This is a genomic window from Marinomonas ushuaiensis DSM 15871 (assembly GCF_000521805.1).
GTDB classification, from domain to species: domain Bacteria; phylum Pseudomonadota; class Gammaproteobacteria; order Pseudomonadales; family Marinomonadaceae; genus Marinomonas; species Marinomonas ushuaiensis.
The window spans coordinates 25,840-40,635 of sequence record NZ_JAMB01000003.1 but is presented as its reverse complement, the minus strand read 5'-3'; the positions used below and the strand labels follow the sequence as shown (position 1 = coordinate 40,635).

Annotated in this window: 14 protein-coding genes; 2 read left to right on the top strand and 12 right to left on the bottom strand. The window is 39.9% G+C overall.

Translation table 11 applies throughout. The features are described 5' to 3' along the window. Positions 1-9 precede the first annotated feature (9 nt). From MUS1_RS04905 to MUS1_RS04895, 3 genes are read right to left on the bottom strand one after another with little or no spacing between them, the layout of a single operon-like run. Positions 10-654, bottom strand: coding sequence for a DUF4194 domain-containing protein (locus tag MUS1_RS04905; protein WP_036159813.1), 645 nt, complete (start codon positions 652-654; stop codon positions 10-12). Beyond that, complete coding sequence (locus MUS1_RS04900; protein WP_036159810.1) at positions 654-2,045, bottom strand: Wadjet anti-phage system protein JetA family protein; 1,392 nt, start codon at positions 2,043-2,045, stop codon at positions 654-656. Before MUS1_RS04900 ends, MUS1_RS04905 begins: the two co-directional genes overlap by 1 nt. 38 nt (positions 2,046-2,083) lie before the next feature. Continuing rightward, positions 2,084-2,491 (bottom strand): sirohydrochlorin chelatase, encoded by a 408-nt coding sequence (locus MUS1_RS04895; RefSeq protein WP_084035558.1) that lies wholly within the window; start codon positions 2,489-2,491, stop codon positions 2,084-2,086. Between the two features lie 166 nt (positions 2,492-2,657). Between MUS1_RS04895 and MUS1_RS04890 the strand changes: the two genes are divergently transcribed. After that, the gene (locus MUS1_RS04890; protein WP_036159809.1) at positions 2,658-3,548 is read left to right on the top strand and encodes a TIGR01777 family oxidoreductase; all 891 of its coding nucleotides are present in this window, start codon (positions 2,658-2,660) and stop codon (positions 3,546-3,548) included. On the opposite strand, the gene MUS1_RS04885 is transcribed toward MUS1_RS04890, so the two are convergent. The 6 genes from MUS1_RS04885 to MUS1_RS04860 all read right to left on the bottom strand — a co-directional run bounded on the left by MUS1_RS04885 (position 3,545) and on the right by MUS1_RS04860 (position 8,136). Next, the gene (locus MUS1_RS04885) at positions 3,545-4,057 is read right to left on the bottom strand and encodes a DNA topoisomerase family protein (RefSeq protein WP_051436115.1); all 513 of its coding nucleotides are present in this window, start codon (positions 4,055-4,057) and stop codon (positions 3,545-3,547) included. The genes MUS1_RS04890 and MUS1_RS04885 overlap by 4 nt on opposite strands. A gap of 74 nt (positions 4,058-4,131) precedes the next feature. After that, positions 4,132-4,491 carry a hypothetical protein gene (locus MUS1_RS04880; RefSeq protein WP_036159807.1) on the bottom strand — a complete coding sequence of 120 codons (360 nt, stop codon included), beginning with the start codon at positions 4,489-4,491 and terminating at the stop codon, positions 4,132-4,134. Continuing rightward, complete coding sequence (locus MUS1_RS04875) at positions 4,488-5,228, bottom strand: HAD family hydrolase (RefSeq protein WP_051436113.1); 741 nt, start codon at positions 5,226-5,228, stop codon at positions 4,488-4,490. Before MUS1_RS04875 ends, MUS1_RS04880 begins: the two co-directional genes overlap by 4 nt. A gap of 1 nt (position 5,229) precedes the next feature. Beyond that, entirely contained in the window at positions 5,230-6,222 is a 993-nt protein-coding gene (gene hemH / locus MUS1_RS04870) for a ferrochelatase (RefSeq protein ID WP_036159806.1), read from the bottom strand. Positions 6,223-6,309: 87 nt separating this feature from the next. After that, positions 6,310-7,107 (bottom strand): sulfite exporter TauE/SafE family protein, encoded by a 798-nt coding sequence (locus MUS1_RS04865; RefSeq protein WP_036159804.1) that lies wholly within the window; start codon positions 7,105-7,107, stop codon positions 6,310-6,312. A gap of 93 nt (positions 7,108-7,200) precedes the next feature. Further along, on the bottom strand, positions 7,201-8,136 hold the full coding sequence (locus MUS1_RS04860) for a chemotaxis protein CheV (protein ID WP_036159803.1): 936 nt from the start codon (positions 8,134-8,136) through the stop codon (positions 7,201-7,203). Positions 8,137-8,378: 242 nt separating this feature from the next. Here MUS1_RS04860 and MUS1_RS04855 point away from each other — a divergent pair, with 242 nt between their 5' ends. Further along, positions 8,379-9,164 carry a TatD family hydrolase gene (locus MUS1_RS04855; protein ID WP_036159801.1) on the top strand — a complete coding sequence of 262 codons (786 nt, stop codon included), beginning with the start codon at positions 8,379-8,381 and terminating at the stop codon, positions 9,162-9,164. 28 nt (positions 9,165-9,192) lie between these two features. Here MUS1_RS04855 and MUS1_RS04850 read toward each other — a convergent pair whose 3' ends face one another. Genes MUS1_RS04850 through MUS1_RS04840 form a run of 3 tightly spaced genes read right to left on the bottom strand, consistent with a single transcriptional unit; the run spans position 9,193 to position 14,723 of the window. Further along, positions 9,193-11,550, bottom strand: a complete 2,358-nt coding sequence (locus MUS1_RS04850; RefSeq protein WP_036159799.1) for a DNA polymerase II — start codon at positions 11,548-11,550, stop codon at positions 9,193-9,195. Between the two features lie 33 nt (positions 11,551-11,583). Further along, a complete protein-coding gene (locus tag MUS1_RS04845) occupies positions 11,584-14,043 on the bottom strand; it encodes an ABC transporter permease (RefSeq protein WP_036159797.1) in 2,460 nt (819 codons plus the stop codon). Continuing rightward, a complete protein-coding gene (locus MUS1_RS04840; RefSeq protein WP_036159795.1) occupies positions 14,040-14,723 on the bottom strand; it encodes an ABC transporter ATP-binding protein in 684 nt (227 codons plus the stop codon). The genes MUS1_RS04845 and MUS1_RS04840 overlap by 4 nt, the downstream gene beginning before the upstream one ends. Positions 14,724-14,796: the final 73 nt, after the last annotated feature.

Below are 14,796 nucleotides of genomic sequence, written 5' to 3'. Positions count from 1 at the left end.
ATTTTGGCCCTAGTCCTGGTTAGTTTCTGACGTTGTTTCGACATCTAAATCTGATTCAATATCATCTTCATCAGGGTCGGCACCATTAAAGGACTCTAGCTGTCTCAAATAGGCTTCTGTAACGATAAGTCGAACAACTGGCGTAATGTTAATTATTTGATTTTTACTGTCTTCTTCATAAGACTTACCACGAATCAAAATGCCATGACGATTAAAAAGAGCCAAAATATCTTTGAAGCGAGTTTCACTTGGAATTTCTCGTTTCACAAGATTTACAAAGCGATCCAATATGATGTGAGTATTGGTCGCCACAAATCCATTGTCTACCTCAAAGTTTTCAATTTTTTCTTCATAAATCTGACGAAGCACTAACAAGAACAAAGTTTCATCCGTTTTCAAACGAACAAACGCTTCTTTTTGGACGGGTAATACTCCAGCCAAACGCTCGTTTTCATTTATGTAAAGTCTCATGCCTAAAGCATCAAATAATTGGTCAAAGTAGTCTTGGTAAGCTTCCAATAATAAATAATGCTTACGCTGCCCATGCTTAAAAGCACTCGCAAACTGATTCGCAATAATAAAGTTAGCTGTCTGTTGGAACTCTTGAGCGTCTTTACCTGACTCTTCCACTACTTTTTTTAATTCTTTAAGCATTACGCTTTGCTCCTACGTACCACATTAAATTCGCGACATTCAACGAACCCATGTACATCCAAATACTGATTGGTAAAGTGTATTTCAAAATAATCTTCGAGTTTTTTAGCGGTTACACCAAGTGAACCTATGTATCGCAAATGGTCGAAACAAACAAAATCTTCTACGGACTCAATAGTGAAATCTAGAATATGTTTGTTTTTATCTAAGGACATTTGCTTTTCTAAGTAACTTTGCATTTTTGGTATGGTTACTTGTCTAGCTTCATGGAAGCGACGTTGTCGATCTCGAATCTTTATGGCGTCAGCTGATACTTCTGTTGGCGTCATTATTCGTGGTGGTGGTGGTTCACGTCGTTTAGTTGGCTGTGCGGCAGATGAGACACCAACAAAACGAGCACCGACGACTTCTTTCAAAATCGGAAGTTTTTCGTACTTAGCTACATCTGAAATTATTCCTGCAATTTTATTCGCCATACCAGGACGAGAACTGTCCATATAGCGAGCCGTGTCTGCAGCACGTTTTTCTAATCGGTATCGGTATTCATCAATGCGCTCTAAGCGTTGTTCTATATTGCCAAACGTTTGCATAATGTCTCGACAATCTTTTTCAACCATGGCTTGCGCTTCCGCCATAGTGATAAGCTGCTGATCAACATAACATTGAGCAACTTGCCCAAGTGTCTCAGGATTAGCTAAAAAGTCTTGAGTTAATTCTAAAATTTGTCGTCTAAAGCGAAACGGGTTATTGCTTGTCTTGATGGTTTTATAATCGGCAATTAGAATACCTTCTACAAACAAATCGAAGAACCCAGCCACAATGGCTTTCGGGTCTCGGCTTGCAAAAAGCTCTTTTTGTAAGCTTCGAATACCAAGTAATATTTGATTAAGATGTGCGGAGAAGTCTCTTGACGCTTCTGCTGACTGGCGTAATGTAACACCACGTTCCTTAGGCTGCTTGGCGACTGCTTCTAAATTACTGAGTATGCTTAGCACTGTAGCGCCATAGTTGCGTTTACCATGGCGACTTATTTCCACCAAAGATCGAAGAAGCATAGATATCTGCGGTGTCATCAAAACACTCACACGATAAAGCTCTTGCTCTTCCACCAGCCAACCAGTGTTCACAAGGCGATGATAAATTCGCAACGCATAATCATGAATGGTCTTTGGTGACTCGAATGATTCTTTTTGATCATCATGCCAAGCAAAAGTATCCACTTTATGCAAAGTATCTTCTATGGATTCGATGATCGTCGATTTATCTTTTATAGGGTCTTCAGCATGATCATAAAAGATCTCAGCAAGATCTGTTAGTACCGCCTCTATCAACGCTCTATTTGAACCGCTTAATGCCTGGAATATTTCATCAGGTAGATGTTTAAATAACATTAATTCGGCTCCATGAATCAACTAAAAAAAGCAGCATTTTAAACCTTACCTAAATGATTGGCGATAACCGTCTGCATCGCTTCTTTTACTAATGAATCATCACCAATAGGTGGTAGTAACTCTATTCGTAAGTTTTCACGCTGCAGAGCATCTATTTGCTTAGGTACATCGTGCCTTAAATGGCGGCCTACCGCTAGAAAAAGAGGCAATACAGCGACTGTATTGAAATCACCTTTAAGTCCTGCAACAACATCTTCCAGCGATGGCGATGTTAATTCCATATAAGCAAGACTAACGTTACCGTCACCATAGACTTTGCTAACTTGCTGATACAAAGATTCGAAAGGTTCTTTCCAAAGAGGATCTGGACTTCCATGAGCAAGAAGTATGATGTGATCGTATTCTTTACGTAGCATCTTAATACCTAATGTTTCTTGATGACCCATTTTAGCTATCCTATTCCAGAAAAAGAAGGTGCATAGCAAAAATACCTTACAATCTTCTAACCAAAAAACAGAAAAAGTCATGAATACTAAATTAGTAGAAGGTATTGATCCTATTTCCTTTTTCAAACGTAATAAACAAATAACTCCAATGTAGAAGGTACAAAACATGAATATTTTGATCTCTGGAGCAACAGGGTTTATTGGGTCCTCTTTGATAGAGAAATTATTACACGCTAATCATCGTATTTACGCGATAACAAGAACAGAGAACCCTAAATTACATTCAAACGTAAAACAAATACGTTTAAATGCCATTGCTTCACTAGATCAAGAGTTTGATGCTTTCATCAATCTTGCGGGTGAAAATATTGCGAGTAAGCCTTGGACCAAAAAGCGAAAAAAAGAATTGTACGATAGCCGTATACACTTAACCAACCAAGTTAGAGCGAGTCTAAAGTACCCTCCTAAACTTGTTGTCTCAATGTCGGCTGTGGGTTTTTATGGTGTGGCAAAAAATGAAATTTTTGATGAATACACATCACCTAAACAGGGCTTTTCTCATGAGTTGTGTCGTGATTGGGAAGACTCAGCTAACGCATTTTTTAACGAAGATACGCGTGTTGTTATATTTAGGTTAGGTGTCGTTCTTGGCGTTGGTGGTGCTCTTGATAAAATGAGAACCCCCTTCCTATGTGGTTTAGGTGGTCCAATTGCAGATGGTCGTCAATGGTTTTCATGGGTTCACATTAATGATGTTAATAAAGGCATTACAAACGCCATAGAAGATGAAAGTTTTATTGGTACCTATAATCTTGTAGCACCACAACAAGTAGAGCAAAAAGCGTTTGCTAAGTATTATGCTTCAACACTAAAGCGCCCTGCTTGGGTCACTATACCAAAGTTTGTATTTGATTTAATATTTGGTGAGATGGCCTGCTTACTTACACATGGAGCGAGAATAGTTCCAGAAAGATTAAGCAAACAAGGATTTGAATTTGAATTCACAAAAATAAATGAGGCATTACACGATATCGAAAGGCAGTACCAATTGCGTTAACGTTTTTTCTTTAACTCAGGCAAACCTTTATTATCATTTAATGTGTTGGTACATTTTGGATAGGTAATACATCCCCAGAAGTAACCATTCTTACTTTTTTTCCTAACTAAGTAATGACCACAGGCTCTGCACGGGTATTTTTTTGTACTTGATGGAACACCATTATCATCTTCCACAGTAACCTTACAATCAGGGTAACTAGAGCACCCCCAAAAAGTATTATCCTTAAATGTTTTTTTCCTTAGCGGAGCCTCGCAGGCAGGGCATAAATATCGTTTAGCCCTTACTGGCTTCCCAGCTTCATTGTTTGCGGTGTAATTACAAACTGGGTAAGACTCACACCCCCAAAACGCTCCATTCGCGCCTTCTTTCAGCACTAATAAGCTTTCACATTTTGGGCAGCGATAGCGCACTTTTGCCGATGTAATGTGCGCATCACCTTGCTCTAGAAATTCTTGCTCCCAGTTAGAGGCAGAATGTGTATTTTTCTTAATTTCTTTCGCTGACACAAGTCTTACTCTTAATATGGTTCAGTAAGTATTTCCAGTCTTTTAAAATAGAATAACTATTATTTAGAGTGTTATTATTTATAACAAAGAGCGCTGTCCTCTTCACATTTTTCGTCTCCAACATACTCACGTATTTTTGACGCTCCTTTCCGCGCGCCATCAGCTGTAGCGTTTCCTACTTCTTTCATTTTATCCCAAACAACCGCACCGGTTTCTTTTGTGTCCTTGGAAACTTTATTGCCTATTTCAGAGGCCTTCTCACTAACTTCTGATGCTTTATTAGATGCACTAGAAGTGATTTCAGATGTCGTTACCTTAGTTTTTTCCCAAAGCTCAATAGCTCCGTTTTTTACCTTGTCAATAGAACTCTCGTCGGCTTGAGCAAAAGGAGATGCGAAAATAAGCAAACTTATCATAACCTTAATATACTTCATGATACTTCCTTCATGCTTTTTACTAGAGGAGTCTTTAACCAGGTCATCAATTCAGATATGTCAGTTAAGGACTCTAGTTGCGGGTAATTTAATAATACATCTTCCGTTACTTCTTCATGAGCCCAAGTACTGTGATATGGAACATGAAGCGCTTGAGCGCCAATATCTAAGACAGGTAAAATATCTGATTTCATAGAATTACCTACCATAAGAAAACTCTCAGCTGACACCTTATGTCGTTGAAGAATCTGCTCATAAGCATTGGCATTTTTATCGCTAACAATCTCAATGGCATCAAAGTAATCCGCTACACCAGAGCGTGCCAGTTTACTTTCTTGATCTAACAAGTCACCTTTCGTTATAACAAAGAGCTGAAAATGCCCTTTCAAACTAGACAGCACCTGTTCAACATTTGGTAATAACTCAACAGGTGACGACAACATGCATTTAGAAAGCTGTATTATTTCGTGTATCTCGCTCCCGGTTACTCGGCCTTCCGTTAGCGTAATCGCCGTTTCTATCATAGAAAGCGTAAAACCTTTAATGCCGTATCCGAAGTTTTCTAAATTCTCAATTTGAACGGCATTCAAATGAGATCGAATATAACCCTCATCATGATATGGCGTTAACATCCGAATAAACTCATCTTGAGCATGAATGAAGATCTCTTCATTTCGCCAAAGTGTATCATCAGCATCAAAGGCTATCGTTTCAATACTTTTGCTATTCAGTATCATGTTATGTCCATTGTTTTGTATTTTTTTCAATCAAATTGAGATAAAGCGCAACTTGATCAGATGAGTCATTCAGAGCCGTAATGTAATCAAACGCAAGACCGCCATTATGTTTAAACTCATCCCCCAGCTCTAGAGTGATCTCTTCCAATGTTTCAATGCAATCAATTGAAAAGGCTGGGCTGATTACATTGATCTTCTTAATCCCCATAGAAGGAAAAGATTTCAATGTTGCGTCAGCGTAGGGCTTTAGCCATTCTTCACGTCCAAATCTAGATTGATAGACATGTGTCCAATCGTCATCTTCTAGTTCTAATTCCTCAGCAACCAACCGACTAGTGGTTTCGCAACGGCGCGCATAAGGGTCGCCATTCGTGACATAACGCTTTGGAATGCCATGATATGAAAGTACCAAGTGACGACGCTCACCTTGTAACTCCCATTGTTTTCTAACTGAGTTCGCCAAAGCCTTTATATACAATGGATGATCCGCGTAGTCATGCAACAACTGTAAAGATGGCCAATATGGACATTTTTTAAGTGACTTAATTAAAGCATCGTAAGCGGCTGCGGTGGTCGTTGCCGAAAACTGTGGGTACATTGGTATCACGACAATATTTTCAGCACCTTGCTCTCTCAGTTTGTTGGTCGCCGTTTCTATATTAGGGTTTCCGTAAGTCATCGCCAATTCAACAGGAACATTATGTCCTGCTTTTTCAGCAAGCTCTGTTTTTACTCTCTCCTTCAATCGTTCACTCAACACCAATAAAGGAGAACCTTCATCCATCCAAACTTGTTGATATACTTTCGCGACCTTTGGCGGGCGTATTGTCAATATAACGAGGTTTAGAATAGGTTTCCAAAGTAAAGGATTAAGGTCAACAACACGAGGATCTGACAAGAACTCCTTTAGGAAGCGACGTACTTCGGGTGTTTTCGGGGCGTCTGGTGTTCCTAGGTTGATCATCAAAACACCATAATTACTCGTATTTTTCATGCAATACCTTTTGGATTGATTTTTATGTCTACTGTTACTATCTAATAAAATTTTCACAGAATCACTTAATACGTGTCTAAATCAAAATTAGATCCACAATCTAATGAGCGCAAAAGCTAAAAAACACATAAAGCTGATAGATAGAACCTTCTTATCTAACTCGTTCCCTCGGTTTTCGCAAAACCAAAAAAAGAAAAAATGACTCACGGCTAAAACCAACACCGATGGTAAATGAATCGCGCCTGCGAAAGCTGTTAAACCTAAATCATTAAAGGTTTGGGCAGGATAAATAAAACCAACCATGGCAGCAATAGATACAAAAACAACCACGCCATCGATTGTTCCCTGTCGATGAATAAGGCTTGTCTTGTTGATTGCAAACAAATACCCAGCCAACACACGTCCACAATTACCCGAAATGAGCGAAGCAACACCAACTAATAAACCAATAGGTAACCGAGCAAATTTACCGATATTAACGCTTTTAACTGCTTCTATTTTAGCGCTGAGAATGATATTAAAAATGCCAGCAATAGAAATGATTGTAAACGCAACTTTGAAAACATTAGGATTGATTAACGACAGTATCTGAGCACCAATGACCGCCCCCATGACAACACCAGGCGTGAAATTAATTAAACGCTGAAAGTCCACCAGGCCACCCTTCATCGACTTAATCCATGTATACAGATAGGTCGGAATAAACGCCGTCAGACAAGTAGCAATAACAGGTAAAATAACGCTATCTAGGGATAAGTCGTATACAGGCAGAAAAAAATACAAAGCAGGGATAGCAACAAGCACCGGAGAGGTTTTTATGATGGCACTTACTGAGCCAGTTCCAGCACCGATAAACAGTAAAAGTAGAATTAACTCAATTGGCATAAGTAGAAACACCTGCGCTTGGACTGATAAGAAATTCAAATCAAAAAAGCAGACATGCAGTCTGCTTATATTTACAATTAGCTCGCTAAATTTTTAGTCCCGATAGACAACAGTTCGGATTCTATCTTGAATTAAAGATGCCAATTTATCTGGCTGGAATTTAGATAAAAAGTCATCACAACCTACTTTCTGCACCATCGATTTATTAAAGCTACCACTTAATGATGTATGCAAAACAATATATAGGTCTTTGAGCCTTGGGTCTTCACGAACTTCACGAGTCAAACGATAACCGTCCATTTCTGGCATTTCTGCATCAGTGATAAGCATCAATAGCTTTTCTGGTACGTTTTCACCTGTATCAGCCATTTTTTTAAGTACTTCTAAACCTTGCTTACCGTTTGTGGCTTCATGAACCTCTATCCCCAAAAAGTCCAATGTAGATTTACATTGAGCCCGAGCAACTGACGAATCATCCACGATAAGAACCTCCATCCCTTTTGCTAGAGATAATAAGTCTTTATCAATGACATCATCACTCACAGATGTGTCATAAGGTGAAATCTCAGCCAATACTTTTTCAACGTCAATAATTTCAACGATACGTTCATTTAATCGGGTAATCGCTGTCAAATAATGCAGGCGACCTGTACCACTTGGTGGCGGTAAAATTTCATTCCAGTTCATATTAATGATGCGATCAACTTCGCCAACCATAAAGCCTTGAACTGTATTGTTGTATTCAGTGACGATTAAGTTACATGGCTGAGTTCGATCCGTAGACTTCAAACCAATCGATTCAGACAAATCGATAACAGGAATAGTTCTTCCTCTAAAATGAGTAACACCTGCGACGGATGGATGTCTATGTGGCATTAAATTTAAGTTAGGAAGCTGGACAACTTCTTGAACTTTAAACACATTTATCGCAAACGTCTGCATTCCATTAAGGCGGAACATAAGCAATTCAAGACGATTTTCACCAACCAACTTTGTCCTTTGGTCTACAGCTTCTAACATGCTTGCCATATAGCACTCCAAACATTTCTTATTAATGCGTAAATTTATTATAGCCATGATATTGCATTCGGCTAAGTGTTACAGTATTTTTTTGTCATAAAACAATTGTTTACCTTATTTTAGTAATAGAAGTTTAATATTGTTTTTCTCTTACAACACCATAATTATGAAAAATAAAGCTCTATTTAAATCTATTCTTTATTAATATTATCGCCCAATAGTTTTAGACCCATCCATAATATGAGTGTTTTATGATCGATATAGGTGTAAACATCAACCACAGCTTTCTGATTGATGATATTGAGAAAACGTTAACCGAAATGCAAGACGCTGGTGTAAACGGCATGATTTGTATTGCGTCAGATTTAGAAGAAAGTAAGTTAGTTCAAACATTAGGACAAGAACACGCTGAGATTTGGAACACCCTTGGCTGCCATCCTCATCAAGCAAAAACCTGGACCAAGAGTAGTAAAGCAGTTTTTTCCAAGCTCATACAAACAGCAAAACCTATTGCTATTGGGGAAACAGGGCTCGATTTCAATCGTAATTACTCTACACCAGATGAACAGTTTTATGCTTTTGATGAGCAAATCGAATTAGCACTTGAACATAACTTACCACTCTATTTACACGAAAGAGATGCTCATAAAGCAATGCTTGAACGATTAAGGCGTCATCCAGAATTGGCGAAGAAATCGGTGATCCATTGTTTTACTGGCAACCAAGAAGAGCTTAACAACTATTTGGATCTAGGGCTTTATATTGGCATTACTGGTTGGGTGTGCGATGAACGTCGTGGAGCGAATTTACAAGCCTCTGTGCCTCATATTCCGTTGGACAAATTATTAATCGAAACCGATGCACCTTATTTGCTGCCTCGGAATATTCGACCAAGACCAAAGAAGAATCACCCAAAATATTTACCTTGGGTCGCCATGGAAGTTGCTCGTTTAAAAGGCATAGCATTAGAAGAGCTAATTTTAAATACTAATAAAAATACAGAGTCTGTCTTTGGTATTGAGCTTAAAAGCACATAACAGTTTTTGTGAATTGCTAACAATAAACCTACAAAAGTGAGATTTGCTGTGAAAGAAGGCTTTCCATATTAGTATGAAAGAAAGGAAGAATGCTCTCTGCGATCGGTTCAATTTGCTTTTCGATGTAATGCTCATAATCCAAATTCACTAAGTCATCCGTGGTTTCATAAGGGATCACGCCTGTTATTTGATATAAATAGTAAACTCGTTTACGTCCTTTATCGTATTCAAGCGGTTGACCGAATTCTGCTCGTTTCTGGTCAATGATAGCAGCCGCTCGAACATGAGGCGGCTTGTTTTTAGTGTAAGAAGACAAAGGTCGACTTAGCTGCTTGCTGTACACCAAAAGTTCGTCGTAAAGCCCTGCTCTTAATTTTTCGATGGTTTCTTGAATATATGGAATTGGGTTTTCGTCATTGAATATTTTTTCGAATAAGGTTCGTTGAAATTGTCTTGCTAAAGGTGTCCAATCACTTCTTGCTGCCTCTAAACCTTTAAAGATCAACTTTCCTTTTGAACGACCTGCATAGCGTTTTTTACTGCCTTCTTCTTGTCCACGAATGGTTGGCATAAAGAAGCGATCGTATACTTGTTCAAATTCCAATTCTAAACGCGACTCTAACTGAGCGTAGTCATTACACCACACCTGCAAGCAATGATTAATTTCGGTACAGAGTTGCTCGCCAAATAGTTGAGGATCTATTTGAGCGTCATTGAGCGTGACAAACAAAGAATCCGTATCACCATAAATAACCTTAGCACCACGCTCTTCTATCCAATCTTTCGCTCTTGCCAGTAACTCATGACCACGCATAGTAATCGAACTGGCTAATTCGGCATGATAAAAACGACAAACATTAGAACCCAATACACCGTAGAAAGAATTCATAATAATTTTAATCGCGTAACTTAATATGTCATTGTTGGTTCTTTTAGCTTCCTCTCTAGCTTGAGCAAGCTCAGCAATAAGTTCTGGCAGAATAGCTTTATTTCTATCGAAGTTCGCACCTAAGAAACCAGGAATTAAACGGCTTTTAATCGTCTTTGATTTTTGCTCCTCATGCCTAGTGCTTTCATGTCTAGCAGAGACGCGCGCTAATGGATCAATATAGAAGGTTCGAATAATACTTGGATACAGACTTTTAAAATCAAACACCAAGACATTTTTATATAGCCCTGGAATCGATGACATAACAAAGCCACCGGGACTGGCGACAAAGTCATCCTCAGTCCACGCTGGAGCAACCCAACCAGCTTTATGCAAACGAGGCAAATAAAGATTTTCAAAAGCAGCGACAGAACCCCCAGGCTGCTCCAAAGGAATACCTGTTAAGTCAACACGGGTTTGTTGTAATTGAATCAGCTTAAGCTTTTCAAAGATGCGTAGAACCAGATCGCAGTCTTGCAAGTTATAGGCGACAAAAGCGTCTAAATCTTCTCTGTGTAAACGCTCTATTTCCTGCCAACGATCACCACCTTGCAATAACTTGCCGTCGTCTAAAATTTCTTTGCTGACATTATTCAAGCTGTAAGATTCAAAATGATAGCCACCAACTTTTAATAAAGTGATGCCGTCCAGCGCAACTCGCCCTGGAATACTGGCGAAATACCGCCCCTGATTATCTGACGATCGAATATTCCAGTTTTCACCATTCACACCAAACGCAGGACGAATACCTAACACCTGACAGCGCTGATCAATAAACTGTAAATCAAAGCCGATCAGGTTCCAGCCAATAAAAATGTCGGGGGAATGGGTTCTGACATAACGTATAAAAGCCAACAGCAGATTTTTTTCATCCGAAAAGGCATACACAATGTCTGTGTCTATGGGATTTTTGGTGACAACAAAAGCAATACGTTGGTCTTTTGCGGTAATACCAATAGACAACAAGGTATTGGTTGAAACTGAGGTTTCTATATCCAAAGACCACACTTTCCATTCTGGCTGCCAATCACCCGCGATGACTTTTGCTTGACGATATATTTGATTAGCGGAATCAGGCACGCCAATAAACCGAACAGAGCCACGAATGTTGCGCTCCATTAAATAACGGTTATGAGCTTTGATATCTCCTTCAAAAACGGCAAAACCATTGCGCTTAACCAAGCTAACCATTTGCTGGTGGATGGTCAGGCTATGACTTTGAACAATAGTAACGGGAGTATTATCAAAAGATCGTAGCTGGGATTCAGTACATTGAACCCCAGTTACGTCATTAGGAAGGCTGTCGAGTGGCGCATCAGTAAAAAACACACTCAGTTGTTTGTCGGGTAAAACCTTAACGGTTCCTTCCGGGGTTTTAATAAAGAGGCTCATTTCAATCTGGCCACCTACTTCACGAGTATGGCGGCTGATAATATAGCCATGCTTTTCTACAAACATCCAAACAACTCAATCTAGTTTAAAAAGTACCTATTATAACCCACGCAATAAAAGCATAGGCGGCACTTTTAACACAGTCCTACTGGCAAATATACCAATGGTTGAAATGACACAAACACCGATTAAAGGCCCAAATAACCATAATGATAGATGGAAGCTTGGTTCAGTATTGAATATAAAGACCTGTAAACCATACAAACACCCCTCAGCGCCTATCGCGGCAATGAGTCCTGAGAAGAATCCGAGCGCACCAAACTCAACAAACAACGCTTGTCTAACCAGTGAACTCTTGGCTCCTAAAACCCGTAACAATGCGCCTTCTTCCAACCTTTCTTCCAGTGTTGATCTTACGCTAGCAAGCAACACCAAAGCCCCAGCACTGAGAATACATAACAACACCAATTGAATGGCTTGAGACAACTGGCCAATTATCGTTTGTATCTGTTTTAAAATATCACCCACATTCAAAATAGACACTGTTGGAAATTTTGACATCACACGATAAAAAGGTTGCGCCGAATCATCACTAATAAACAGACTGCTGACGAAGTTTGCAGGGTAATCTTCTAAAACACTTTTAGGTAAGATGAGATAGAAGTTAGGCTGCATAGAACCCCAGTCAACGGTACGTATAGAAGTAATCGGTAACGTAACGATATTGCCGCCAATATTAATCGTCAGTTCATCTCCAAGTGACAGCTTGGCTTCTTTCGCCGATTCCTGTTCAACCGATAACCCTTCAGCACTGAAATCACCAGAAACCAATTCATTGCCTTCACCGATAGTATCTGACCAAGTAAGGTTTAGCTCTCGTTCAAATAGCTCGGGTTCGCCACGTTCTTCTGGGTACAGGTCTTGTACCGTGTCTTCATTGACTGCGGTAACTCGACCGCGAACCATAGGGAACCAATCTGATTTCTGTATATTTAACTTGGTTGTTTCATCATTGATTTGTTCAATTTGGCTTGCTTGTACATTGAATAAATAATGGTTGGGTGCGTCTTCTGGAAGCTGTTGCTGCCAATCGGCAATCAAACTTGATTTGATGCCAATTAAAATCAGCGTCAACATGATAATTAATGTGAATACCAAAAGCTGAAACAAATTTGGCACCAATCTACGATACAAAGAAGCCAACCCTATTTGCCAACCACTGGTTGCTCCTGATGTTAAAGAGCGACCTAATCGAAAAGCCAGCCAACCAATACCAGCGACCAATAAACTAATACCCGCAATAACCACGGTCATAATACTTGGTAGTAAAAAACCATTGGTATAAAGGCACATCAAACCATACATGCCGACAAAGCCAATCAGATAAACAAACACTGTATTTTGTTCAATCTTTGCGTTGGGCTGCAAGACAGACAATGGTGAGATTTTAATCAACCTCATCATCAATGGCAGGCAAAAAACCAACATAGAAATAAAGCCAGTAGCTGCACCCAACCATAAACGGTCAACAGAAGGTTCTGGTAAGCTGCTTGACACCAAACTAGACAATAAGGAGGCAATGATCTCTTGTATTCCCCAACCGATCCCAAGACCAATTAAAGCGCCAACGATCAAGAGCGCAAACAATTGCTGTGCAAATACTCGAGTCAATAACTTAGGAGTAGCACCAAGCGTTTTCAAAATCGCCACTTGCATCAGATGGCGTTTAACAAATCGAGCCGAAGCCAGAGCCATAGCAACACCAGACATCACCACAGCCAATGTGCCAGCCAATAACAAGAAAGATTCCGCACGCCCTATTGTGTCGCCAATACGCTCGCCACGCTGAGCAGGCGTTTGCCAGCGCTGTCCGTCTTCTAATTGCGGCTTCACCCAAGCTTCGTATTCGGCTAACGTGTCTCTGCCCCCTGCAAGAAGTAGAGAATAACGAACTCGACTTCCAGGAATAATGACATTGGTGGCAGCAAGATCTTCGATATTCATCACAGCACGAGGTGAAATCGCAAAAGCTGAGGTGCTTGAACCAGGGTCTCTCACTAAATAACGAGAGACTGTTAATTTCGCTTCACCAACTTCGACTTCATCACCAATATCGATATTTAATAAACTAGCAAGTCGAGAGGATACCCAAACTTCGCCCTGCTTCGGCGAATCCGTTGTGCTTTGCCCTGTGCCAAACAAAGTATCGTCAACAAGATAAGCCCCTCGAAGAGGATAATTATTGCTGACAGCACTTATCTGCGACAATTGCAGAGAATCCTTTGCAAACATCATGGTTGTAAAGGAGGTTCGCTCGGCTTGTTCCAACGATAAGTTTTGAGCTTCTAATTTCCAATCGTCTGAAATAAGCTCATCTGAACGAATTAAGCGATCAGCGGCCAATAAGTTCGCGGATTCCTGTTCAAAAGAAAGTTGCAGGCGATCAATAAACAATCCAATTGATGTGACTGTGCTCACTGAAATAATAAGCGCCATCAAAAGCGTGATTAGATCCCCGCTTCGAATGTCTCTTAGCATTAAACGAAAGGTAAAACTCATAACGTTTTTTCCGTAAGCTGGCCCGCAGACATAACCAGTTGACGGTCGCACATTTTCGCAAGCTCATTATCATGAGTGACCATAACCAGAGTCGTTCCTTGGGACTTGTTCAGATCAAACAGAAGCTTAATGATCAGGTTGCCATTTTCTTCATCAAGATTACCTGTTGGTTCATCGGCGAACAAAATCTTCGGTTGGGACGCAAAGGCTCGTGCAATGGCAACGCGCTGTTGCTCGCCACCGGACAACTGATTTGGGTAATGTGTTAACCGATGAGATAAACCGACTTTATCCAATAAAGCTTCTGCTTTTTTACGCGCGTCTTTATCGCCTTTTAACTCTGCCGGTAACATCACGTTTTCAATGGCTTGTAAACTGGGTAAAAGATGGAAGGATTGAAAAACAAAGCCAACGTATTCACCACGCGCTAACGCTCTCTGCTCTTCATTTTGGCTAGAGAAGTTATGATCATAAAGAAAGATATCTCCTGAAGTATTCACATCAAGACCGGCTAATAAACCAAGCAAGGTCGACTTACCAGAACCAGAGGAACCAACAATAGCAACCGATTCGCTTTCATTGATTTCCATATTAATTCCTTTCAATATGGTTAAATCCCCTGTATTTGACGTAACAGTATGAGTTAAATTACGTACTCTAATCGCGGTGTTTGTAGCCATGCAGTTTTACTCTAAAAAGGTTTGATATGTTTTTAAAAAGACCATTACTACTCTTATGTACAATAACGATTCT